Source organism: Treponema peruense (assembly GCF_016117655.1).
GTDB classification, from domain to species: Bacteria; Spirochaetota; Spirochaetia; order Treponematales; family Treponemataceae; genus Treponema_D; species Treponema_D peruense.
This window is the reverse complement of record NZ_CP064936.1, coordinates 1-21,021: the sequence shown is the minus strand read 5'-3', so window position 1 is coordinate 21,021 and position 21,021 is coordinate 1. Positions and strand designations below refer to the sequence as shown.

Below are 21,021 nucleotides of genomic sequence, written 5' to 3'. Positions count from 1 at the left end.
CACCCAGTATGAAAACCGCCACCAAATTCACTCTGCTAACAATTATCCTCTTACTGACTGCTGCTCTCTCCATCGCGCTCGGTGCCACAAATCTGGACTTCAAACAGCTCCTCGCAAACACAAACACGGCGGCGCAGAATATTCTGCTGCAAATTCGACTGCCACGAACACTACTTGCAGCCACAGCAGGCATAATGCTCGGTGGATCCGGCGCCGCCTTTCAGCTTTTATTCCGAAACCCGCTCGCAGAACCTGGCATCCTGGGAATCACATCGGGCGCAACACTTGGCGCGGTAAGTGCAGCATGCTTTGCAGGAGGCGCAATACTAAACGCGGGATCTTTTTTAGGAGCCCTCATCGCAGGCCTTGCAGTGGCACTCCTTTCACAAACACGCGAAGCTTCAACTACAGCCATACTCCTCTGCGGAACAGCACTCGGAACATTGTATTCCGCACTTACATCAATAACACTTTCCCTCAATTCCCAAAAAATCCAGTCAATGTACATCTGGATGCTCGGAAGCTTCAGCGGGCGCGGCTGGAACGAACTCAAACTTGTTGCAATACCCGCACTCATTTCAATACCGGCGCTTCTTTTACTAAGCCCAAAACTCGACTTACTCTACGCAGGCGAAACAACAGCTGCGTCCCTTGGACTTGAAGTACAAAAACTCAGAACGCAGACACTCCTCGCAGGAACACTTGCAGCATCAGCGGCAGTTTGCGCAGGCGGAACAATCGGTTTTATAGGACTCATTGCCCCGCATTGTGCCAGAAAACTTGCAGGACCAAAAGCTCTTGTACATTTACCGGCATCCATGTTGTGTGGAGCCATAATTCTTCTCATATCAGACACTGTTTGCAGAACAGCCGCCGCACCTGCAGAAATTCCAGTCGGAACAGTCACAGCACTTCTTGGCGCACCGTTTTTTGTATGGCTGCTCCTTTCAAAAAAATAAGGGTACAGTTAAGGGATCAGTTATGGGTACAGATATAAAAACAAATCCAAATACAGGTACAGTTAAAGGCACAGATATAGGTACAGAAACGGGTACAGTTTTACAAACAGCGACAGATAATGGTACAGATACACACACTCTCAGCGCCAAAAATCTAACAGCCTCGTGGAACAAAAAAAACGTACTACAGAACATAAACCTTGACCTTAACACAAAAGAATTTGTCTGTCTTTCTGGCCCAAACGGAAGCGGAAAATCCACTCTCCTTACACTCATGGCCGGCATTAGGAAAAACGGCCTTAAGGGTACAGATATTCTGCTCGATTCTGTCCCCCTAAAAGCACTGTCACGCCTTAAAATAACAAGCCACATCGCTTACCTGACACAAGCTGAATTCCCCGCGTGGAATTACACCGCCCGCGACGTTGTGCTAACCGGGAGATTCGGGCGCGCGAAATCAGGCATATACACACCCATCGATTACGCCGCCGCAGAAGAAGCCATAAAAAAGGTACAGATACAAAACCTTGCCGACAAAAACATTCTGTCCCTGTCCGGCGGCGAGTACCAAAAAGTAAGAATAGCGCGCGCCCTCGCGCAGAACACGGCCTTTCTTCTGCTGGACGAACCGGTCGCCAACCTTGACTTTGCATACCAAAACGACCTTCTCGCACTCCTTAAAGAACTGGCACACAGCGAAAACAAAGGCATACTCGTCTGCATACACGACCTTAATACAGCCGCACGCTTCGCAGACAGACTGGCCCTTCTCCAGAAAAACGGCTCCCTTGTTTCAGGCTCCCTTGACCAAGTTATGTCACCGCAAATTCTTGAACAAATCTACGGTCACAAGTTCAGCACATTTATTCACCCGGGATACAAATGCCTGCAGGCCTACGAAATTTAAACAAAAAGGTCCCCAAATACGCAGAAACCCACATTCCCCACTAGACACAAAAAAAATTATATGCTATCATATAAAAACATCGGGCGGTTAGCTCAGCTGGGAGAGCACCTGGTTTACACCCAGGTTGTCGGGAGTTCGATCCTCTCACCGCCCATTGTAAAGGCTTCATGTATTTTGCATGGAGCCTTTTTTATTTCAGATCTTGCACAACTGTTTTATTTTAAGGAAATAAAATGTCCGGCACACTAACCTTTATTCTCATGGCAGCAGCCGCAATACTCATTATACTGCTCCTGAACTTCTACATAAAGTGGAAAGCCTACGGTGAATCAGAACACAGGCAAAAGCTCGCCCGGCAAAAACAACAGGAAGCAGCCTCAAAAGGCCTTTTGATAAACTGTCCCCTTTGCAACACTCCTCTTCTTCCGGGAGAAGACCTCATAAGCCGCGTCTACAGGCCAATGAATGTACCCGACCAGCTGTGTACCATAAGTGGCTGCCCGCACTGCTTTCCAAACCCCGAACCTGGCATAAAAAGAATCTGTCCTGTCTGCCACAAAGAAGTTCCTGTAAAAGACGGCCACCTCGTAGCCAGGCTCTTTAACAAAACTTCAGGAAAAAAGCACGTAATTGTCACAGGATGCAGCCAGTGCAGTAAAAAGCACCCATAGCCAACCCGCCAGTACAGCATGAAAATAAACTCAAAATATGTTACAATAATACCATGAACCCAATATCAAATTTTCATACACACACACAGCTTTGCAATCATGCAGAAGGAACGCCCCTCGACTATGTTGAACAGGCAATCCGTGAAGGCTGCACACAGCTTGGATTTTCAGACCATTGCCCTTACCCGGACTCTTTCGATGACTGCTGGCCCAACATAAGAATGTCCATAGATGAAGTTCCCACTTACCTTGAATGGATAGAAGAAGCAAAAGAAGCCGCTCCGTTCCCCGTCTACACAGGCTACGAATGTGAATGGGACAGCGATTTTTCGGCATGGTATTCTGACGACCTCAAATCTACTTACAAAGCAGACTATCTTGTTCTGGGGCCACACTGGGTAACAGACGGTTCAAGCCACATTTACGCGCCCGACATAGACAACCCCATGCTTCTCAACAAATACATTGACCAGACAATAGACGGCATGCGTTCCGGAAACTTCGCCTTTGTAGCACACCCCGACCTTTTTATGGCAGGCTACAAAGAATGGGACGAACAGTCAAAAGCATGCCTTCAGGCCATACTCGATGCAGCCTGCGATCTTGACCTGCCGCTCGAAATAAACGGACTCGGAATAACACGCACACCAAGTGACACCCGCCGCGGAATCCGCTACGCCTATCCGTACTGCGAATTCTGGGAAATGGTATCGCGCTCAAACGCAAGAGTAATCTGCAATTCAGACGCACACCATCCTTCAGACGTAATATTCAACGCATGGAAGGCTCGCGACTTTGCCTCAAGATTCTGTCTGACGCCAATAGAAAAGCCCGACTTCTGACACAAAAAAAATTTGCTTTTTCAGACGTTCAACCCTATAATATGGGTACAGATAAAAAAGTTCAGAAATAAAAAGAGGGGACATTCTGTTGAAAGATTTTGAACTCGACAAAGACAGCAAAAGAAAATTGTACTATCAGCTTTTCCGCGAAATATCCGGGCAGATAGAAAACAACACTCTCAAAACAGGAACAAAATTACCTTCAGTGCGCGTAATGTCCCAGAAACAAGGCATAAGCAAAAATACAGTAACAAAAGCATATGAAGAACTCGAAAAAGCCGGCTACATTACATCTGTACCCAAAAGCGGCTTCTTTGTAAAAAAACCGGGAGAAACATTAGAATTGAACTCAATCAACACAAACCAGGAAGACCAGATTCCCACAGTAGAATCAATAATGGACGCCGCCGTTGAATCAAAAAAAGACACTTTTGTAATGGCAGACCCGTTTGATTCAGAAGAAGACACACGCAACGAACCAACTGTACCCAAACAAAGCGAATCTGCACCCATAATATTAAGTTCAGGCCAGGTAATCCAGTCTTCTGCTGAATTGAATTCAGAACTGAACAAAACGTCTCTTTCAACCCCCGAACAGGAACTTTCAGAACTTTACAGACAGGCATTCATAAAAAACAAACAGCACAAAGTAAACAAAGAAGACTCTTTGATTGGAGACGAAACTCTCAGAATCGCAGTAGCTGCATTCCTATACAACTTCCGCAAAACAGACGTAAACCCGGCAAACATAATAATCGGGACAGACATAAAGCAGCTTATATTCAACATACTGTCACTCCCGTCTCTTTCAGAAAACGGAATAAAATCACAGGGACACGGTCTTCTCCAACTTGCAGAACTTTCTTCAGGAAACGGACATCCAAACGTAAATCCTTCAATTGCAATCTGCGAAGGAACAGAAAGGACAATGAAAAAAATACTCTCACTTACCGGAAAGCCCGTAAAAGAAATTCCGCAGGATGACTCAGGAATGAACTTTGACTTCCTTGTCACAAGCGGCGCAACAATGGTTTTTACAACACCAACCGATGTTCCCCCAAGCGACAGTCCGTTAAAAGATTTGGATTCCAGAAGAAACGAAATTCTTTCATGGGTCACAGCCGAACCTTACAGATACATAATAGAATACGACACATCCACCTGTTCCGAAGACGCTACACCCTTCCTTCACGAAAATTCCGACAAGGTAATTTACACAAACTCTTTTGAAACTTCCACATTTGGAACAATAAAAGCGGCTTTTGCAGTTCTTCCAAAAAAACTTGCAGAAGAATACAAATCACGCTATGAAGGATTCGAATGCCCGCTTTCGTCACTTAACCAGACAGTTATTTCGGATATTCTTCTGAGTGGAAAACTCCAGAAGTACCTGGATGAACTTGAACAGCTCTAAAAAGACTGAATCCGGCCGGAACTAAAAAAGTTTTTCCCCAAGAATACGTGCAGCCAGAGCAACAGCCATAGCCGCAGTGTCGTTTCTTACATCAAGAATAGGGTTCACTTCTACAATCTCCATTGAACGCACCATTCCAAGTGAACTCATGTCTTCCATCAAAAGAAGCGCTTCCCTGTAACTAAGTCCCCCCGGAACAGGAACACCGGTACCAGGTGCAATGGAAGGATCCAGCGAGTCCATATCAAAACTGATGTGCACTGTATCACAGTGGGTTTTGAAAAACACCTTAACTTTTTTTATAATTTCAGAAAATCCCATGCGGTCAATGTCACTTATCGTAAAAACAGTAACGCCTGCTTCATGCATAAGTTTTTTCTCCCCGGGATCAAGATCACGTATTCCCACATAGCAGATGTTTTTGGGATCAACCTTACGGCCTTCATAATACAGATTCACCAGCCGCTCCAGTCCGTAACCCGCGCTCGCAGCCATACACTCGCCGTGAATGTTTCCCGTAGAAGAAGTTTCTGCGGTGTTAAAGTCGCCATGTGCATCCACGTAAAGAACGCCCAGTTTTTTTCCGCTCTTTTTGTATGAAGCACCCAGTCCTGCAAGTGTACCGAGCGCTATCGAATGGTCGCCTCCAAGCACAAGCGGAAAATCCCCCGTGTCACTGACGGCCTCTACTTCGCGTGCCAGATCTGTACAGGCATCAACAATAGCATCAAGATACTTTGCCTTCGGATTTGAACCTGCATCGGCATATTCCTGCGCAACAATGTTAAAGCCTTTTTTGTTTACAAAAACATTATGCCCAAGACTTTCAATCTTTTCGCGCAGCCCCGCCAGACGAATAGCCGAAGGCCCCATATCGCTGCCATGACGCCGTCCGCCATAATCCAGTGGCATTTCCAAAATATGAACATTCATATACATCTCCTTTACCATTTCAAATAAAATGAGGAATTTATTTTACTAACTAACGTTAGTTAAAAAAAACTGGCCCTCCTTAAAGAGCTTAATTCTTAACTAAAACGATATATGAAAACTAACGTTAGTTAAATAAATTCCCCGCGCGGGAGGACGAGGGAAACGATAATGATTTGATTTTTAGCTGTCGCGAAGCGACATACGATAGTTTCCAAGCAAAAATCAAATCAAGTAATTTCAACAAAGTATGAGTACATACTTTGTTGAAAAACCGGTTATCGGTTTCACCGGCCGACCAGGAGGGGTGTTTTACAACCACTCGTTAGTTTACAAATATCATATCCCAAAAATCTCGATTCTGTGCTTACGACCGATAGTTTTTAACGACCGTTCGTTCGTAAAACTGGGATTTTCATCCTTAAATTTATTCAAATCAACCAGAAAACGATTCATCGAAAAGTGCTGGAACACAAAAACCGACTCCCACGCACTGTCTTTCCCGCCTTTATAAGAAGAAAGCAGCGTGTCCCTGTAAATAGAAAAAATCCCTTTTTCCTTAAGTTCCGAATATCCCACAAGCCAAAGTTCCGGTTTTCGTCCACCTTCCGCCGCATATTCATAAAGAGAACGGTGCAGTTCCGCAGCCATCTGTGCCATAATACGCTGGCTGTCATCAATAAGGGTACAGATTTCCGGACCGCCGTTTTTCTTAAGAAACTTAAGATGCGCAGTTTTTGCAGTATGAACAGGAGTCTTGTTCATTATAATAACATTCTTCCTGAAGTCAGTGTAAAATTCGGCATTCCGCTTAAAAAACCCTTCTGCAATGCGCCCGCTCTGGCCAACAAGATATGCACGTTTTGCATTAAGCTGCTCTTCCTTACCAGGATTGTCACCTATAACAATGTAATTTATTTCATCATCCTGCGTCACTTTATCATAGGCCGTGTTATATACAACTGCATTTTGCAAAGGATATTCGGGAGTGTCTTTCAAAGCAGCCGCCTTTTGAAGCGGAAAAAGACTTCCTGCCAAAGAATTCCACTTGGCACACAATGATCTGTACCCATCCCTGTAACTGCAAAATGCCTTCCACTGCCCTTCTGTCATACATTTCCTCCCGAAACATTTCCCACACTTTTTTCCAAAGACTCTCTGTCTGTTTTCATTAAAATCCCGCAGTCAAAGCCGCCTGTTTTTTCCAAACTGTCACGGCCTTCACCAAAAGCACGCGCAGCCGAAGGAAAAAAGTCCTCAAGACGGCCGTATTCGCAAAAAGACATATCTTCGTAAATGCGTCTGGCGGCTCCCCACTTTTCGCACACAAGCAGCACGCATTCACGAACACCGGGGAACTTCTGCAAAACCCGTGAAACACACTCTGCAAACATGCGCTTGCCCAAACCGCGTCCCCGGCATTTTTTAAGCAAAGCCACCGAACTTATATAAAGTACGCCGCCTTCGTAACAGTGACTGGCCGCCGCCGAATGTCCCAAAACAAACGACAGCTTACCGCTCGGAACGTCTTTCCATATTTCGCAGCAAAAGTAACCGCACACCTCTCCTTCATCCAAAAGAACAAAAAATCCTTCAGGAAAAACATTCATTCTTTCCAGAAAAACACTGCGGCTTTCGTTTATTTCGGGAATAAAAGCTTCCCTTTCCACGTCCATAATTGAGTCAATGTCACCAGCACACGCATTTCTGAATTCTACCTTGTGCAATTCAATATTATTCAATTCAGCCTTATTCAAATTATTCCCCCTCACTCACAGTATAATCCCAGTTATGCTTTGGATAGCGCCCCTTCATTTCAGAGCAAATTTCTTTCCAAGTACCATTCCAAAAGTTTTCCAAATCTGTAGTACCCTGAAGCGGCCGCCTGGCAGGAGAAAGCAGCCGCATCAGTACAGGAACTCCCATCACACGCGGCGTAGAAAAGCACCCGAACACCTGCTGGATAATCACTTCAAGAACGGGTACAGTTTTGTCACCGTTTTTTTCATACAAAAGTTTACGGTGCCGCCCGTTTTCAAGCGTAATTTCAGCCGGAACACATTCACATACCTTAGCGCCGTCCAGATACCAGTACAGGGCATTATAAACAGACTGCGCATTCACTTTTTCACCTCGCGGAATAAAAGGAACAAGCCATTCTTCTGCATTAAGAGCAAGATTTTTCAATTTAAGCCTGAACCCGTCTTCCCCGGAACCGCAATTTTCGGCATAAAACCCGCACCGTTTCAAAAAATCCATGCTGTTTTTTTCAAGCGGAAGCCATTCTATCCCGTCAGCCTTAACCGCAGCGCATACAGCTTTAGAATAATCCTCTTCGCTAACCGCAGAACGGCGGCTCTCCAAAATTATTTTACCGTATGCCCGGCCTTCTGTCTTGACCAGTTTGCCGTCAGAAGAAAATGCTGCTGTAGAAAAACTGTGCGCGCGGCTGTTCATAAAAGACAAAGCTGCAGCCTCGTCAACAGAAGCCCAGTCATAAATGCGCGCGCACGAACTGCCGGCATCAACTTCAGGAGCAACAATATAAGTGCTAAGCGAGCCGCCGTAAGCCGATCTGCCTTTTTCAGAACAAACTGCCTCACGCCCGGAGGCAAATTTATATCTGCCTCGGTTTTCCACATCCGCAACTGCCAATCGGTCGGGATATCCACACAAAAGTGCACAACCTGTGGAAAATTCTGTGAATTCAAGTGCAAAAATATCCACAACCTGTGGATTTCTTGCGTAAATCTGTACCCGTTTTTTAAGGTCCTGCTCATACATTTGCTGCATTCTGTCTGTCACCGTCCCACCCAGTGCACATTTTACCGCGATACATGTGGATAACTCCACTTTTCCAAACGGAATTCCGCTTAACGCAACGCATGCAACACGCGGGTTCAGTCCCAGAAAAAGACATGCCCTACCCAACTCAGTAATTTTGCCTTCCTTAAGGCAGCCCAAAAGTTCCAAAACCTGCACGGCACTGTTCCACGCAGACTCTGACGGCACATCAAGCCAAGAAAGACCTTCTCGCGAAGAAACACCCCATTCCGCACACTCAAGAACAAGTGAATTCAGATCACTGCGAAGAATTTCGGGCGACAACGACTCGGGACGCGGTTCAGACTGCCTCCAGAGCCTTATACAGCGACCCGGACCCATACGGCCTGCACGTCCTGCCCTCTGCTGCGCGCTGAACATACTTTCACTGCGGGTCACCAGAGTGTCCATAAGAAGTGACTGGTTAAAAATATTGTAGCGGCTTAAACCACAATCAATGACAATCCCAACGTCAGGTACTGTGAGAGACGTTTCTGCAATGGAACTGCTCAGAATTACGCGCCTTTTTTCTGCACAATCCGCAGAATTTGAGTAGCTGTGTCCTTTAAGAATTTTCTTCTGCTCGTCAAAGGGTACAGAGCTGTGAAGAACAAAAATTTCTGTACCCTTCTCCAAATATGTACCTATTAACAGCGATTCCAGCTCGGTTTTAGTACGCCTTATTTCTGCAATTCCAGGCAAAAATACAAGAATGTCCTGACCCGGGCAAGCATTTACAGGTACAGATAAGGTGTCAGATTTCTTCCTATTTTCTTCAACAGGTACAGTTTTGGGTACAGATTTATTAACGGTGACAGATTCAGACAAAACCTTAATAACAGCACGCGACGGTGACAGATTGGGCTCATATTCCACAGTAACAGGAAAGCGTCTGCCCGGAATTTTCATTACAGGAACAAAGGGTACAGAATCTGTACCCTTATCTGACCCCGTAAACGACTCACCAAGATAAGAACAAAGGTGATCTGTCTGAATAGTTGCCGACATAACTATTACAAAAAGGTCATCCCGCAAAGCCACGGCTTCTTTAAGAAAAGCCAGTGCCAAATCTGAATGTACACTTCTTTCATGGAACTCATCAATTACAACAACCGACACACCTTCCAAAACAGGGTCAGACTGCATCATGCGCGTAAGAACAGCCTCTGTAAGCACCGTAAAGCGTGTTCTGGGGCTTACTTTTTTTTCAAGATGAACAGTATAGCCACAAAGGCCGCCGGGTACGTCTCCCAAAAGTTCGGAAACCCGTGAAGCAATATTTACAACAGCCAGGCGGCGGGGTTCAAGCATCAGTATCTGTCCCGAAAAATGCTTTAGTAAACTTACAGGTACTGCAGTAGATTTTCCGGCGGCCGTTTCTGCAGTCAGCACAAGAAAGCGGGAAGGGGAATTCTTCAGTTTTTCACAGATTTCATCCAGGTACTCATAAACCGGCAGTTTTTCAATATCAGACATTTGTACATACCTCAGTAAGAATTCCGTCCAGAGATTTAAAAAATCCTTTTTTTCCGAGTCTCCATTTTTGTCCGGTAAGAGCGTCAAAATAAGCAATTACTTCAGAAAATATATGGCCGCTTGTGCCAAAATATATTTCTTTGGCAACCACCGTCTGCGAAATCCAGCATATTCCCAAAAGTCTTGCGGCTTTCATCAAAGCGACTGTAACAGCACCTTCAGTAACCATAACTGACCCCACGCTGAACAAAATCTTTCCGTATGGCGTAAAAACAGAAGCCGCTGTCATAAACAAAACAACCGCCAGTCCTGGTAAAATTCGCACACACTTTTTTCTCCTGACAGACGCCGCTATGAAAAAGAGCGCGCAGATTCCCCACATGACAAAAATATTTTTACAAAACATCAGTCCTGCCACACCCGCGGCGCTTGTGAGCCAAAGCGCCGCGTCTGTAAATTTAAAACGCTTTTTTTCGTTAACTGACACCGGCGCGCGCAAAAACCTAACCGTTCCCGCCCGTAAACCGGCATACCACTGCGAACAATCTGCAAATTTCTTAGTAAAACATCCAGTCATAATTCCCGCTGCAAATCCCCAGACAACAATCCCCGCCCAAACCGCGCGCGCCGTCTCTCCAAAAAAGAATATGCGGCACCAAAACATTTGCGACAGAACATTTCCCAGCGCACCAAAAATGCAAACTCCGACAAAAGAAATCATTTTTTTTTCAAAAAAAAGAGAATACGCCGCAAAAGAAAAAATAACGCTCAAAAAAGTGCCAAAAAAGCTCATCACAAAAACATAGCTCAACAAAGTCCCAGAAATTACACCCTGAACAAAAACCTTAAGTGCTGCAAGCAAAAGGACAGAAGAAAAATTCATAAACCCAAAAGCCAGCATTAACGGAACATTCGCAAGTCCAAGCCTCATAAACGGCAGCGGCTTGGGAACAGCATATTCCACGGCAGAAAGAAACATACACAAAGCTGTAAAAAAGGGTAGGGCAGGGTTTGCAGCCTTCTTCTCAAACATGCAGAAAGTTTAGCACAAAAACCAAAAATTTAAAACAAAAAACGGCTTCTTCCCGCAAATATACAGAAAGAAACCGTTCTAAAAACCGCCAATAAAGAATACGCAAGTTTTTATATTCTTTATTATCTTATAGAAACAAGTTCAATATCAAAGGCAAGATAAGAATTCGGCGGAATAGCACCCGGAATTCCATTTTCACCGTAAGCCATATCAGGAGGAAGAACAACAGTTCTCTTTTCTCCAAGCTTCATATCCTGAACCATAACATCATAACCCGGAATCATCTGGCCGGCTGCAGTAACAAAATCCAATGGACCACGGCCTTCAGACTTATCAAAAACCAGACCGTCAACAAAATATCCCTTGTATTCAGTGGCAACTTTTTTACCGGCACCACACTTACTTCCAGAGCCTTCCTTTGTTGTCTTAAAGTAAATTCCGTTTTCATCCTTTTCAAATCCGGGGAAAGCTTTTTCTACAGCAGCAATCTTGTCCTTAAGAGCCTTTTCCTTCTTTGCAAGGGCATTCTTTTTTGCAACAGCGGCATATTTATCAAAATCAGACTGTGTTGTACCAAAAGCTTCTGCTTCTGCACCGTGTCTGATAATCTTTACGCTCTTGATTTCATCATTCTGCTTAACCGCATTAACAACATCCTGGCTTGCGTCATCAACAACATGTCCAAAAATTGTGTGGTGCCCGTTAAGCCACGGTGTTTCTACATGTGTAATAAAGAACTGGCTTCCGTTTGTTCCGGGTCCTGCATTTGCCATAGCAAGAACTCCCGGTCCCTTAAAGTCAAGTTCTTCTACAATTTCATCAGCAAATTTATATCCGGGACCACCTGTTCCGTTTCCTGCAGGATCTCCACCCTGAATCATAAAATCTGCAATAACACGGTGGAACTTGAGTCCGTCGTAAAATTTCTTTCCCTTGTGGCTGTCCAGTGTTCCTTCTGCCAGACCAACAAAGTTAGCAACAGTAAGTGGTGTCTGCTTGTAATAAAGTTCTACAACAATATCACCGCGTGTTGTTTCTATATCAGCAAAAAGTCCGTCTTTGCCTTCGATAGATTTCAAACTGTTTCCCATGGGTTTACATCCTCCGCAACTTAATAATACAGCTCCAAAAAGAAGCACAGCCAAATTTTTTTTCATTTATATTGCCCTCCTATACGGTTGCCTAAAACTGTTTCAAAAACCAGCGGTAAATTGCATCAAGTCTCTTTGAAAAAGTATCATAGAATTTGTTTTCAAGAAACGAAATCGCCGGTACTTTTGTCTGAACCAGCATATAAACCATAAGGTCTTCTTCACAATCCATTACAACAAGATTAATTCTAAGCTGCTCAGTTTCTACACATTTAATCGGACCAACATAAACGTCACTACAATTTGCAAAATCTGCAGCAATTTCCTGTTCTTTACCAAAATAGTTAAGAACATAATTAATCTTTCCAAGCGATTTATCGTTTAAAAGAACATAAGCTTTTTTACCGTCAATGTCACCGTCAACAGGGTCAGCAACTCTTGTTCTGTCTCTTGGACCTGCAATACAGTAGGCTTCCTTGTAAAGAATTTTTTCAACACCTTCGTCAATATACGGCATTTTATCCATTTTGCTTACCGAACGGATTACACGTGATGCCTTTTCAATATTAACACTCTGCGGATTGGAACTGTTCAGGTTCTTCTTTGGAATCAGGTAAAGATTCTCTACATAAATAACCGGAATCCCAAACTCAGAAGGCCAGACTGAAGAAATTTTTTTACTAAGCTCTGTCTTTGGCAAAAGCTTAAGTTCGTATGTCTTTTCTTTAAAGTGATTAACCTGAATCTTTCCGTCAGAAACAAGTTTATCATAAATTGAACTGTCAACAATGTCCCGGGCTGAAAATGCAAAAACTTCCAGTCCGGAAAATAAACAGACAGCAACAAGCAGAATTTTTTTCTTTAGGTTTTCCGCCATACACAGTCCTGAAAATGATTTTCAGCGCACGCCTTTGTAAATTACGCGCACCTGCTTATATAAACCATCTCCCTCGCTTTTAGTTTCAATATCGCCAATGTCATTAAGAGTTGTGTGAATAAGACGGCGCTCAAAAGGATTCATCGGTTCAAGAAGAATTGAATTCTTTGTCTGTCTGACCTTATCGGCAGTAACGTATGCAAGACGAACAAGACTTTCCTCACGGCGGATTCTGTAATTCTCGCTGTCAAGAATAATTCTTACATCTTCGTGTCCAAGGTGGCCTGCATAAACATTTACAAGAAGCTGCATTGCATCAAGATTCTTTCCCTTGCGTCCAATAAGAATAGAAGAACTGTCGCTTGTAAGTTTTATTCCAATTTTCTTTTCTTCGCGGAACATAACTTCAACAGTAACTTCGTATCCCATCTTGTTTATCATCTCAGTAACAAAATCGATGATTTTTGATTCGAATTCACCTTGAGGCATGGGATTTGCAACCATCGCAGGATTATTTGCGCGGACAGTTGCATTCGGAATTTTTCCGTCAAATTCAGGGGAAACATGATCCTGAGAGTCAACAGTGTGAATTCTGATTCTTACATAACCTTTTTTGAAAAGAGTATTTTTCTGTGACTCAAGAATTTCTACATCAAACTGATCTTTTTCAAGACCAAGTTCAACAGCTGCCTTTTCTACAGCTTCTTTTTCTGTTTTTCCTTCATATTCGTAAACCATTTTATTCCTCCAAGAATTTTACTCAATAATCAGCGTGTTTTTTTCTTTCCGCCCTTGAATTTAAGAACGTTACTGTTAACAACCGGTTTTGCTTTTTCCATTTCGGCACGCTTTTTCTTCATTACATTGTTAATAACAAGCTGCTGTCCAATCTGAAGAATGTTGCTTACAGTCCAGTAAAGGAGAAGTCCGCTCGGTACATTATAGAACAGGAAGAAGAACATAATAGGCATACCGTACATCATGAATTTCATCTGTTTCTGTGCAGCACCGCCACCTGCCGAACCGCCGTACTGTGTAATAACACCGTTCAAAAGCTGTGAAGCAGTATAAATAAACGGAAGAAGACGCAAAGTATTCATCGTAAATCCCGAAATAAACGGAATATGTTTGTTCCATGTAAACAGAACGTCTCCCTTTGAAAGATCGTCAATCCATCCCGGAATAAATTCTGCTCCGCGGAACTCAAAGTAATTGTTGAATACATTGTAAAGAGCAAACAGGATAATCATCTGCAGAATCATCGGAAGACAACCCTTCATAGGATTATACCCGACTTCTTTATAAAGTTTCTGCATTTCTATACTAAGTTTCTGCTGGTCATCTTTGTACTTTTCCTGAAGCGCTGTCATTTTTGGCTGAAGTTCCTGCATTTTAAGGGAACCCATTGCAGAATTCTTATTCAGCGGGAACAAAACAATCTTCAAGATAATTGTAAGAACTATGATAGAAATTCCCCAGTTCTTCATTACAATATTTATTTTTTCGAGAATCCACTTGAGTACAATTTCAATCCACGAAAGCATTCCGCTTGTCTGCAAAGCCTGATTGAATTTTACTCCAGAAAGACCCCAGGAGTTCTTTTCCTTTGAATTGTATTTAATGAGCTCATTTTCACTTCTTGGTCCGACATAAATGTAGTAAGAATCATTTACATCGCCTGACTCAACAGGATTTCTTGTAAGGAAAATCTGGGCATTTTCATAGTCATTGCTGCTCTGAACAGAAGTCTTTACATTGTTCTGCATGTTTAGAGGAGCAACAGGTTTTACAAGGGTAGTAAAATATTTTCCTGCAACACCAGCCCAGTCATACGGCTTGTCATATGTTTTATCTGTTATTGGTTTTACAGTTTTCTTTGACCCGTTGAACGAAATAAACTGTCTTACTTCGTAGCGGTCATGCTTTCTGTCATAGTGCGGTCCAATCTGCGGAGCCGTTCTTATGGTATAGGAAGCTCCGTTAAAGTCCAGTCCGCCGTCACCAGTTTTTAAGGTAACATCCAGTTTAAAAACATAATCATCAGGCATAAAGGTATACTTTTTTCCGAGAGTTACAGGGCGTGTATTTCCTGACTCGTCCTTAAACTCATACGTTTTGAAAAAACCGATTGTATAATCGTCAAATACTTTTACATTGAAGTTTTCGTTAATTACAGAAGATTCCGGTCCGCCGAACGAAAGTGAAAAGGCTCTGTTCATTTCAGAAACATTGTCTGCCATTTCGACACCCAGACCAGTATCTTTATCCTTATGTTCAAGAAGCTGGTAACTTATTATGTCTCCGCCTCTGTTTGTAAGAACAACTTTTGCTTTTTTTGTAGTGACTGTAAATTCCTGAAGAGGAATCTGATCGACTTTTGAAGTTTCATTATCTGCAGAAACAACGCTGTCTATCAAAGACTGTTCTTCGCGTGCTTTTTCTTCTTCCAGAGCTTTCTGTGCTTCAAGTTCAATCTGCTGTGCCTGGGCTGCGGCCTGCTGTTTTGGAGCAACATAAACTGTCTGTACAAAAAGAGACACAAACAGTACCAAAGTAGACAGAACTATAGCCAGAATGGTATTTTTGTCCATATTATTTTCCTTTTTTTCGCCGGATTATGGAACAGGATCGTATCCGCCTTTATTGAACGGATTACATCTGATTATTCTTTTTACGGCAAGATAAAAACCCTTTAGCGGGCCGTGTTTTCTTATTGCTTCCATAGCATACTGAGAACACGTCGGTGTAAATCTGCAACTCGGCGGAAATAAAGGAGAGATAAAAACTTGATAAAAACGTATTAAAGAACACAGGAATTTTGTAAAAAAATCCCTTAATCCTTTAATAAACCAGCCTTTTGGCATAATGTCTTAAATTTTTCACACCGCGATTGGAACGAGTCATTTCCGGGATATACTAGAAGGAGCATATCGTATCCGGTGTTCAGGTGTGTCTTAAAAAAGCGATATGTTTCACGGCTGTAGCGCCTGGATGTGTTTCGCTCCACAGCGTTTCCATAACCGCGGGGAAGTGGAAATCCGATTCGATTTATGTTTCGGTCATTCAGCATATAGAAGAGCTTTGCTCCAGCAACACTGACTCGCTTCCCTGTCTTAAAAAGTTTCTGGATGTCGGCAGGGCGCTTTATATGTTCTTCACGCTTAAAACGCCCCGTTTTTAACAAGTCCGCTTCCATCCGCTAAGAAAAATCAGTAAGGCTTCTTTTCGTCAGAAACAGTAAGCTTATGGCGACCCTTTGCTCTTCTTCTCGCGAGAACCATGCGACCACCACGGGTTGCCATGCGTGCGCGGAATCCGAATTTTCTATTGCGCTTTACTTTACTAGGTTGGTATGTGCGTAACATATGATGACTCCTATATAAAAATAATAATTTCGATTACAGTAGTGCGTATATTACCATTAATCTTTTGAATTGGTCAACATACTTTGCCTTAAATCGTCAAAAATTGCTGCCAATTCCGGCGGAAGAGCCTTTTTTGGAGCAGTTCCATGCTTTTTATCAACAGAAATTCCTGTTTTTTCAATAATTTTCTCTTCTTCATCAAGACGTTGCTGCATTTTTGATCTGGTATCGCTGTCTTTTTCCTGCATATTACGCGTGTCAAAAATTTCTCCGCGGTGTCCTGCAAGTCTGTAAACTACATTCGTAATCTTTATCTGTGGAATATCACGCTCAAGTCCGGTCATGATATATTTTTTGTGAAGACGCAGCAGCTCTATCCAGCCGGGATGATCTGCTTCTACCAGAAGAATTCCATTTTTGTAGTCAATTACGCGACTGTGGTCTGCAAGTTTCTGTCCTTCGTTTGGGGAACGTCCTTTTATGCGGCAAAGAACATTTTTCCACACATTGTAAATATTCAGAGCATCACCTGCATTTGCCGTACGTATATTTTCAAATGCACTTTCTATTACAAAAGATATTTTTTCTGCTTCTTCCATTTTTTTCCCTTTCAAAAACTGAATGATTCAGTCTATATTTGCTTCCAGTTTCCTTTTTCAATTGAATAAACCCTTGTCGCATCGGTTTTGTAATGTTCATAAGGTTCACCCGGGAGAAATGTACAAAAAAGCTGGTCGTAATCGGGAAGAAGTGTCGTTACACGCCGCCTCTTTTCGGGGTCCAGTTCCAAAAGCACATCGTCCATAAGAAGAACGGGCTTTTTTGAAGTTGCATGAGTATAAAATACAGCCTGTGCAGTTCTGAGTATAAGGGCAAGAAGCCGTCTCTGTCCTGTAGATGCAGTCGGAACAAAGGCACTTCCTTTGCGGACAAAAACAATTCTGTCACGGTGGGGACCGGTCAGTGTTGTACCCATTACACGTTCAGCCTCGCGGTGTGAGTGAACAATGTCATACACTTCGGAAGGGGAGGGCAAGACTTCTGCATTTTTTTTCCATGAAGGGCAGTATCTTATACTTACGCCGTCTATTCCGGTTACTTCCTCATAAAGCCTACCGAAAATCTGGTTAAAGCTGAAAACTGCATCATTTCTTTTTTTCTGTATTTCAATTCCGTTTTGAACAAGCTGGGCATCATAAGTATCTATCAAATCAAAGGCTTTGTTTTTTAACGAAAGGTTTCTGTTTTTCAAAACACGCTTGTAACGGCGCATAACGTCAATGTAAAGAACATCGTACATGCTCAGGGACTGGTCTATAAAAAAACGGCGCCTCTCCGGAGAACCAACAGCAAAATCCAAATCGTCATGATTGTAAAGAACACACGGCATCGTATTAATTAATTCCTTACGATCATGAAGGATTTTTCCGTCTTTTTCGATTTTTTTGTCTATTTTGTTTGCATTCCTTATAATCTTTATTGAAGTTGTATGAGTTGAACCGTTTTCTTCCCTGTATAAAGTATGCAGCGCACAGGCAGATTCAGAATTCCGTATAATTTCAGAGTCTGCCCTTGTTCTAAAAGACGCTCCGTAGGCAGAATAGTAAAGGGCCTCAAGCAGATTGCTTTTACCCTGGCCGTTTTCTCCCGTAAAATAAACTTCTCTCGCAAGAAGATCGATTGTCTCGTTTTTGAGATTTCTGAAATTTACGGGATTAAGAGATAGAAACGGCACTATTCTTTCTGCATCGGCATTATTATGTCAAAATAGTCTTCGGCCGGCTCAGGGCGCATTGTTATTGCTTTCATCTCGGCAGTAAACTCGAAGGCTATTCTCTCACAGTCCATTCCGCGCAAAGGCTCATCAATATAGCGGTAATTAAGTGCTATGACTGCAGGTTCACCGGAATATTCACACGGAATTTCTTCTGATGAACTTCCAAGGTCTGCCTGCTGCGAACTTATTTTAAGTACACCATCGCTTATGTCAAAGAAAATTCTTCCTGACTTTTTGTCTACCATAAGTGCAACACGCTTGAATGCACCCATAAGTTCATCTTTCTGTACTTTGAACACAAAATCCTGGTGGTCGGGAATTACACGTGAATAATTGGGAAACTGTCCTTCAATAAGCACTGAACCAAAACTGTAACTTCCGAACTTAAAGAAAATCATTTTGTCCACAATTGCCATAAAAATGTTTCCTTCAACAGGAGCATGCTTTAAAATAATATTCAGAATTTTGGGATGAACAATTGCAGGTGTAAAATCACTTACTCCGGCAAGAATATTTTTTGAAGCAAAACTCAGGCGACGACCGTCAGTTGCAATAAGATTCAGCGAATCATCTTTTTTCTCAAAATATACGCCGTTCATAAAATAGCGTGTTTCATCTACACTTACTGCAAATGCTGTATGAAGAATCATTTCCTTAAGTTCTTTAGAAGGAATCTCAAAATAAGGAACTTTTTCTGCAGAATCAAATTCGGGGAACTTTTCTTCTGACATGCTCTTCATCTGGAATTTGATTTTTTTAAGAACAGGTTTGATTGTTACTGTTATTGATTTTTCATTGTCAGGGCTTTCTTCCTGAATGAATTCAACATCACCTTCCGGCAGTGACTGGAGAATTCCCATAAATTTATCACAGTAAACTGTCGTTGTTCCTTCTATATCAATATTTACAGGAATTTGTGTTTGGAAATTTACTTTTATGTCTGTTGCCTTAATGGTAAGAGTATTATTCTCTGCAATCAACAGAACATTTGAAAGCATAGAACCGGCATTCTTTGTAGAAATAATTTCCTGGGCGATAGATATTTCTTTTATCATCGCATCTTTTTCAAAAGTAAATTTCATAAAAACTCCTATAATTTATTAAGGTAATCTTTTGGGATTACACCGGGTATTTCAAATTTAATTCACGCTCTTATTAAATTTATAAATTTATAAAATTTAGTAGTAATAATAATAAGGCCTGTGAATTCGTGGAAAAATCATTTAATTCTTTTTGTTGAATAAAATTGCAAAGTGCATAACCGGTGTGTTTGAATTCACAGGATTTTCACTTTTACACAGAATACCAAGAATCTAACAGGTTTTCCACAGTATTTTATCATAAAGGTACCTGTTTTTCCACAGGTAATTATATTTTTTTATAGTCTTTAACCTCTCTAATCAAAAGCTGAACAGTCGAATTCAGTGTTGAGTCGGTTTTGAGCTGGTCAACAACTTTTTCGTAACTGTGCATTGCCGTAGTATGGTCTCTTCCTCCGAACTCATTACCAAGTTCAGGGTAGGAAAGATCTGCAAGCTCACGTGCGATGTAAATTGCAATCTGGCGTGGAACAACGAATTTTTTGTTACGCTTTTTGCTTTTTATGTCGCTCAGTGAAATATTGTAATGGTTTGCAACGACTTTCTGTATGGTTTCTATGTTTACAGAACCACCTGCCGATTCACTAAAGAAGTCCCTGAGTTCACGCTGGGCAATATCTATAGTGACAGGCTTTTGAATAACTTCTGCATAGCGTACCATTTTGTCCAGGCAAGAACTTAATTCCCTTACGTTTGACTGAACATTTTTTGCAATATATTCAATTACTTCGTCAGATATTTGTGTTCCGTTCAGGTGTTGCTTTTTTTGAAGAATGGCAAGCCTTGTTTCGTAGTTTGGTGGCTGCAGGTCAATAGGTGTTCCCAGAGAAAAGCGCGACTTAAGTCTTTCTTCAATACCGTTCAGTTCTGAAAGAGGGCGGTCGCATGTAAATACCATCTGCGCGTGTTTCTGAGACAAAGCTTCAAAAGTGTGGAACAGTTCTTCCTGGGTTCCGACCTTGTCCTTTAAAAAGTGGATGTCGTCCAGTAAAAGTACGTCCAGCTGTCTGTATTTTGACTTGAACTTTTCTATTGTGTTATTTCTGAGTGAAGCTGTAAATTCATTTGTAAAGTTTTCTGCAGTTATGTAACAGATTTTGAGCCTTGAGTCAGGGTCTGCATTGTTGTAGATGTAATTGCCTATTGACTGCATGAGGTGGGTTTTTCCAAGTCCTACGCCACCGTATATCAAAAGAGGATTGAATCTTCTTCCGGGATTTTTAGCGGCGGCCAGTGCGGCACTGTATGCAAATTCACTGTTGTCACCTGTTACGAATCTGTCGAATGTATAATCTTCACGTAGTAACGGATGTTTTCTGAATTGTACGGTGTCAGTTTTGGGTACAGATGCCGCCGCGTTGTCTGTTTGACTTACAGAATTTGTGTTATCAGAAGAAGTGTCTGTTGTTTCAAGGTGTTCAGCCTGAATTTGGGGTTCAGTTTTGGGTACAGATTGTGTCTGTGTGGTAACCGGCTCTGGTGCTGGTTCAGCTTTTTTTACTATATAATTGATTGAAATTGTCTGGCCGCAGAGTTCTTTAATTTTTGATTCAACTTTGGCTACGTTCCCCATTTTTACCATCTGTCCCCACATAAATGAAGAAGGAACGGTTACAGTTATCTCTGAAATTGAATCTTCAAGATAAGTCATGTTGAACCATAGCGAGAACTGGTCTTCCTGACCTTGTGACTTGTATTCTTCGTGTATCTGTTTTAATGCTTCATCCCAGAAAGCCTTGTAATTCTGTTCACTCAT

Annotated in this window: 21 protein-coding genes and 1 tRNA gene; 6 read left to right on the top strand and 16 right to left on the bottom strand. The window is 42.3% G+C overall.

Translation table 11 applies throughout. The features are described 5' to 3' along the window. The first annotated feature begins 8 nt into the window (after positions 1 to 8). From IWA51_RS00110 to IWA51_RS00085, 6 genes are all read left to right on the top strand, one after another. On the top strand, positions 9 to 959 hold the full coding sequence (locus IWA51_RS00110) for a FecCD family ABC transporter permease (protein ID WP_198442674.1): 951 nt from the start codon (positions 9 to 11) through the stop codon (positions 957 to 959). Between the two features lie 22 nt (positions 960 to 981). Further along, the gene (locus tag IWA51_RS00105; protein ID WP_198442673.1) at positions 982 to 1,866 is read left to right on the top strand and encodes an ABC transporter ATP-binding protein; all 885 of its coding nucleotides are present in this window, start codon (positions 982 to 984) and stop codon (positions 1,864 to 1,866) included. 81 nt (positions 1,867 to 1,947) lie between these two features. After that, positions 1,948 to 2,020: transfer RNA gene (locus IWA51_RS00100), tRNA-Val, on the top strand. A gap of 79 nt (positions 2,021 to 2,099) precedes the next feature. After that, positions 2,100 to 2,537 (top strand): hypothetical protein, encoded by a 438-nt coding sequence (locus IWA51_RS00095; RefSeq protein WP_177527777.1) that lies wholly within the window; start codon positions 2,100 to 2,102, stop codon positions 2,535 to 2,537. A 53-nt stretch (positions 2,538 to 2,590) separates the two neighbouring features. Beyond that, positions 2,591 to 3,379, top strand: coding sequence for a histidinol-phosphatase (locus IWA51_RS00090; protein ID WP_177527776.1), 789 nt, complete (start codon positions 2,591 to 2,593; stop codon positions 3,377 to 3,379). Between the two features lie 88 nt (positions 3,380 to 3,467). After that, on the top strand, positions 3,468 to 4,793 hold the full coding sequence (locus IWA51_RS00085) for a GntR family transcriptional regulator (protein WP_177527775.1): 1,326 nt from the start codon (positions 3,468 to 3,470) through the stop codon (positions 4,791 to 4,793). Positions 4,794 to 4,814: 21 nt separating this feature from the next. Here IWA51_RS00085 and rocF read toward each other — a convergent pair whose 3' ends face one another. The 16 genes from rocF to dnaA form a co-directional block, all read right to left on the bottom strand. Then, complete coding sequence (gene rocF, locus IWA51_RS00080) at positions 4,815 to 5,726, bottom strand: arginase (RefSeq protein WP_177527774.1); 912 nt, start codon at positions 5,724 to 5,726, stop codon at positions 4,815 to 4,817. Positions 5,727 to 6,062: 336 nt separating this feature from the next. Next, on the bottom strand, positions 6,063 to 6,836 hold the full coding sequence (locus tag IWA51_RS00075; protein WP_198442672.1) for a hypothetical protein: 774 nt from the start codon (positions 6,834 to 6,836) through the stop codon (positions 6,063 to 6,065). Then, positions 6,833 to 7,480 (bottom strand): GNAT family N-acetyltransferase, encoded by a 648-nt coding sequence (locus IWA51_RS00070; protein ID WP_177527772.1) that lies wholly within the window; start codon positions 7,478 to 7,480, stop codon positions 6,833 to 6,835. The genes IWA51_RS00075 and IWA51_RS00070 overlap by 4 nt, the downstream gene beginning before the upstream one ends. A 1-nt stretch (position 7,481) precedes the next feature. Next, positions 7,482 to 10,022, bottom strand: coding sequence for an ATP-dependent helicase C-terminal domain-containing protein (locus IWA51_RS00065; RefSeq protein WP_198442671.1), 2,541 nt, complete (start codon positions 10,020 to 10,022; stop codon positions 7,482 to 7,484). Next, complete coding sequence (locus IWA51_RS00060; protein WP_198442670.1) at positions 10,015 to 11,055, bottom strand: Gx transporter family protein; 1,041 nt, start codon at positions 11,053 to 11,055, stop codon at positions 10,015 to 10,017. Before IWA51_RS00060 ends, IWA51_RS00065 begins: the two co-directional genes overlap by 8 nt. A 122-nt stretch (positions 11,056 to 11,177) precedes the next feature. After that, positions 11,178 to 12,146: a peptidylprolyl isomerase gene (locus IWA51_RS00055; RefSeq protein ID WP_230402666.1), complete on the bottom strand. Its 969-nt coding sequence runs from the start codon at positions 12,144 to 12,146 to the stop codon at positions 11,178 to 11,180. Positions 12,147 to 12,237: 91 nt separating this feature from the next. Then, positions 12,238 to 13,023, bottom strand: coding sequence for a DUF6675 family protein (locus tag IWA51_RS00050; protein WP_198442668.1), 786 nt, complete (start codon positions 13,021 to 13,023; stop codon positions 12,238 to 12,240). A gap of 21 nt (positions 13,024 to 13,044) precedes the next feature. Then, the gene (gene jag / locus IWA51_RS00045) at positions 13,045 to 13,761 is read right to left on the bottom strand and encodes an RNA-binding cell elongation regulator Jag/EloR (protein WP_198442667.1); all 717 of its coding nucleotides are present in this window, start codon (positions 13,759 to 13,761) and stop codon (positions 13,045 to 13,047) included. A gap of 29 nt (positions 13,762 to 13,790) precedes the next feature. Further along, a complete protein-coding gene (yidC, locus tag IWA51_RS00040; protein ID WP_198442666.1) occupies positions 13,791 to 15,614 on the bottom strand; it encodes a membrane protein insertase YidC in 1,824 nt (607 codons plus the stop codon). A gap of 24 nt (positions 15,615 to 15,638) precedes the next feature. Further along, the gene (gene yidD / locus IWA51_RS00035) at positions 15,639 to 15,887 is read right to left on the bottom strand and encodes a membrane protein insertion efficiency factor YidD (RefSeq protein ID WP_177527765.1); all 249 of its coding nucleotides are present in this window, start codon (positions 15,885 to 15,887) and stop codon (positions 15,639 to 15,641) included. Then, positions 15,857 to 16,219 carry a ribonuclease P protein component gene (gene rnpA, locus IWA51_RS00030; protein ID WP_177527764.1) on the bottom strand — a complete coding sequence of 121 codons (363 nt, stop codon included), beginning with the start codon at positions 16,217 to 16,219 and terminating at the stop codon, positions 15,857 to 15,859. Before rnpA ends, yidD begins: the two co-directional genes overlap by 31 nt. Positions 16,220 to 16,232: 13 nt before the next feature. Continuing rightward, complete coding sequence (gene rpmH / locus IWA51_RS00025; protein ID WP_177527763.1) at positions 16,233 to 16,388, bottom strand: 50S ribosomal protein L34; 156 nt, start codon at positions 16,386 to 16,388, stop codon at positions 16,233 to 16,235. A gap of 56 nt (positions 16,389 to 16,444) precedes the next feature. Next, positions 16,445 to 16,987: a DciA family protein gene (locus IWA51_RS00020; protein ID WP_177527762.1), complete on the bottom strand. Its 543-nt coding sequence runs from the start codon at positions 16,985 to 16,987 to the stop codon at positions 16,445 to 16,447. 32 nt (positions 16,988 to 17,019) lie between these two features. Beyond that, positions 17,020 to 18,123 (bottom strand): DNA replication/repair protein RecF, encoded by a 1,104-nt coding sequence (gene recF, locus IWA51_RS00015; protein WP_177527761.1) that lies wholly within the window; start codon positions 18,121 to 18,123, stop codon positions 17,020 to 17,022. Beyond that, positions 18,123 to 19,247: a DNA polymerase III subunit beta gene (gene dnaN / locus IWA51_RS00010; RefSeq protein WP_198442665.1), complete on the bottom strand. Its 1,125-nt coding sequence runs from the start codon at positions 19,245 to 19,247 to the stop codon at positions 18,123 to 18,125. The genes recF and dnaN overlap by 1 nt, the downstream gene beginning before the upstream one ends. A gap of 286 nt (positions 19,248 to 19,533) precedes the next feature. Beyond that, the gene (dnaA, locus tag IWA51_RS00005) at positions 19,534 to 21,021 is read right to left on the bottom strand and encodes a chromosomal replication initiator protein DnaA (RefSeq protein WP_198442664.1); all 1,488 of its coding nucleotides are present in this window, start codon (positions 21,019 to 21,021) and stop codon (positions 19,534 to 19,536) included.

Coding starts and splice junctions, on each gene's coding strand:
- IWA51_RS00105 (WP_198442673.1), top strand. CDS start 982: ATGGGTACAGATATAAAAACAAATCCAAATACAGGTACAGTTAAAGGC.
- yidD (WP_177527765.1), bottom strand. CDS start 15,887: ATGCCAAAAGGCTGGTTTATTAAAGGATTAAGGGATTTTTTTACAAAA.
- IWA51_RS00095 (WP_177527777.1), top strand. CDS start 2,100: ATGTCCGGCACACTAACCTTTATTCTCATGGCAGCAGCCGCAATACTC.
- IWA51_RS00060 (WP_198442670.1), bottom strand. CDS start 11,055: ATGTTTGAGAAGAAGGCTGCAAACCCTGCCCTACCCTTTTTTACAGCT.
- IWA51_RS00020 (WP_177527762.1), bottom strand. CDS start 16,987: ATGGAAGAAGCAGAAAAAATATCTTTTGTAATAGAAAGTGCATTTGAA.
- dnaA (WP_198442664.1), bottom strand. CDS start 21,021: ATGAGTGAACAGAATTACAAGGCTTTCTGGGATGAAGCATTAAAACAG.
- dnaN (WP_198442665.1), bottom strand. CDS start 19,247: ATGAAATTTACTTTTGAAAAAGATGCGATGATAAAAGAAATATCTATC.
- yidC (WP_198442666.1), bottom strand. CDS start 15,614: ATGGACAAAAATACCATTCTGGCTATAGTTCTGTCTACTTTGGTACTG.
- jag (WP_198442667.1), bottom strand. CDS start 13,761: ATGGTTTACGAATATGAAGGAAAAACAGAAAAAGAAGCTGTAGAAAAG.
- IWA51_RS00065 (WP_198442671.1), bottom strand. CDS start 10,022: ATGTCTGATATTGAAAAACTGCCGGTTTATGAGTACCTGGATGAAATC.
- IWA51_RS00090 (WP_177527776.1), top strand. CDS start 2,591: ATGAACCCAATATCAAATTTTCATACACACACACAGCTTTGCAATCAT.
- IWA51_RS00055 (WP_230402666.1), bottom strand. CDS start 12,146: ATGGGAAACAGTTTGAAATCTATCGAAGGCAAAGACGGACTTTTTGCT.
- rpmH (WP_177527763.1), bottom strand. CDS start 16,388: ATGTTACGCACATACCAACCTAGTAAAGTAAAGCGCAATAGAAAATTC.
- rocF (WP_177527774.1), bottom strand. CDS start 5,726: ATGAATGTTCATATTTTGGAAATGCCACTGGATTATGGCGGACGGCGT.
- rnpA (WP_177527764.1), bottom strand. CDS start 16,219: ATGGAAGCGGACTTGTTAAAAACGGGGCGTTTTAAGCGTGAAGAACAT.
- IWA51_RS00075 (WP_198442672.1), bottom strand. CDS start 6,836: ATGACAGAAGGGCAGTGGAAGGCATTTTGCAGTTACAGGGATGGGTAC.
- IWA51_RS00110 (WP_198442674.1), top strand. CDS start 9: ATGAAAACCGCCACCAAATTCACTCTGCTAACAATTATCCTCTTACTG.
- IWA51_RS00050 (WP_198442668.1), bottom strand. CDS start 13,023: ATGGCGGAAAACCTAAAGAAAAAAATTCTGCTTGTTGCTGTCTGTTTA.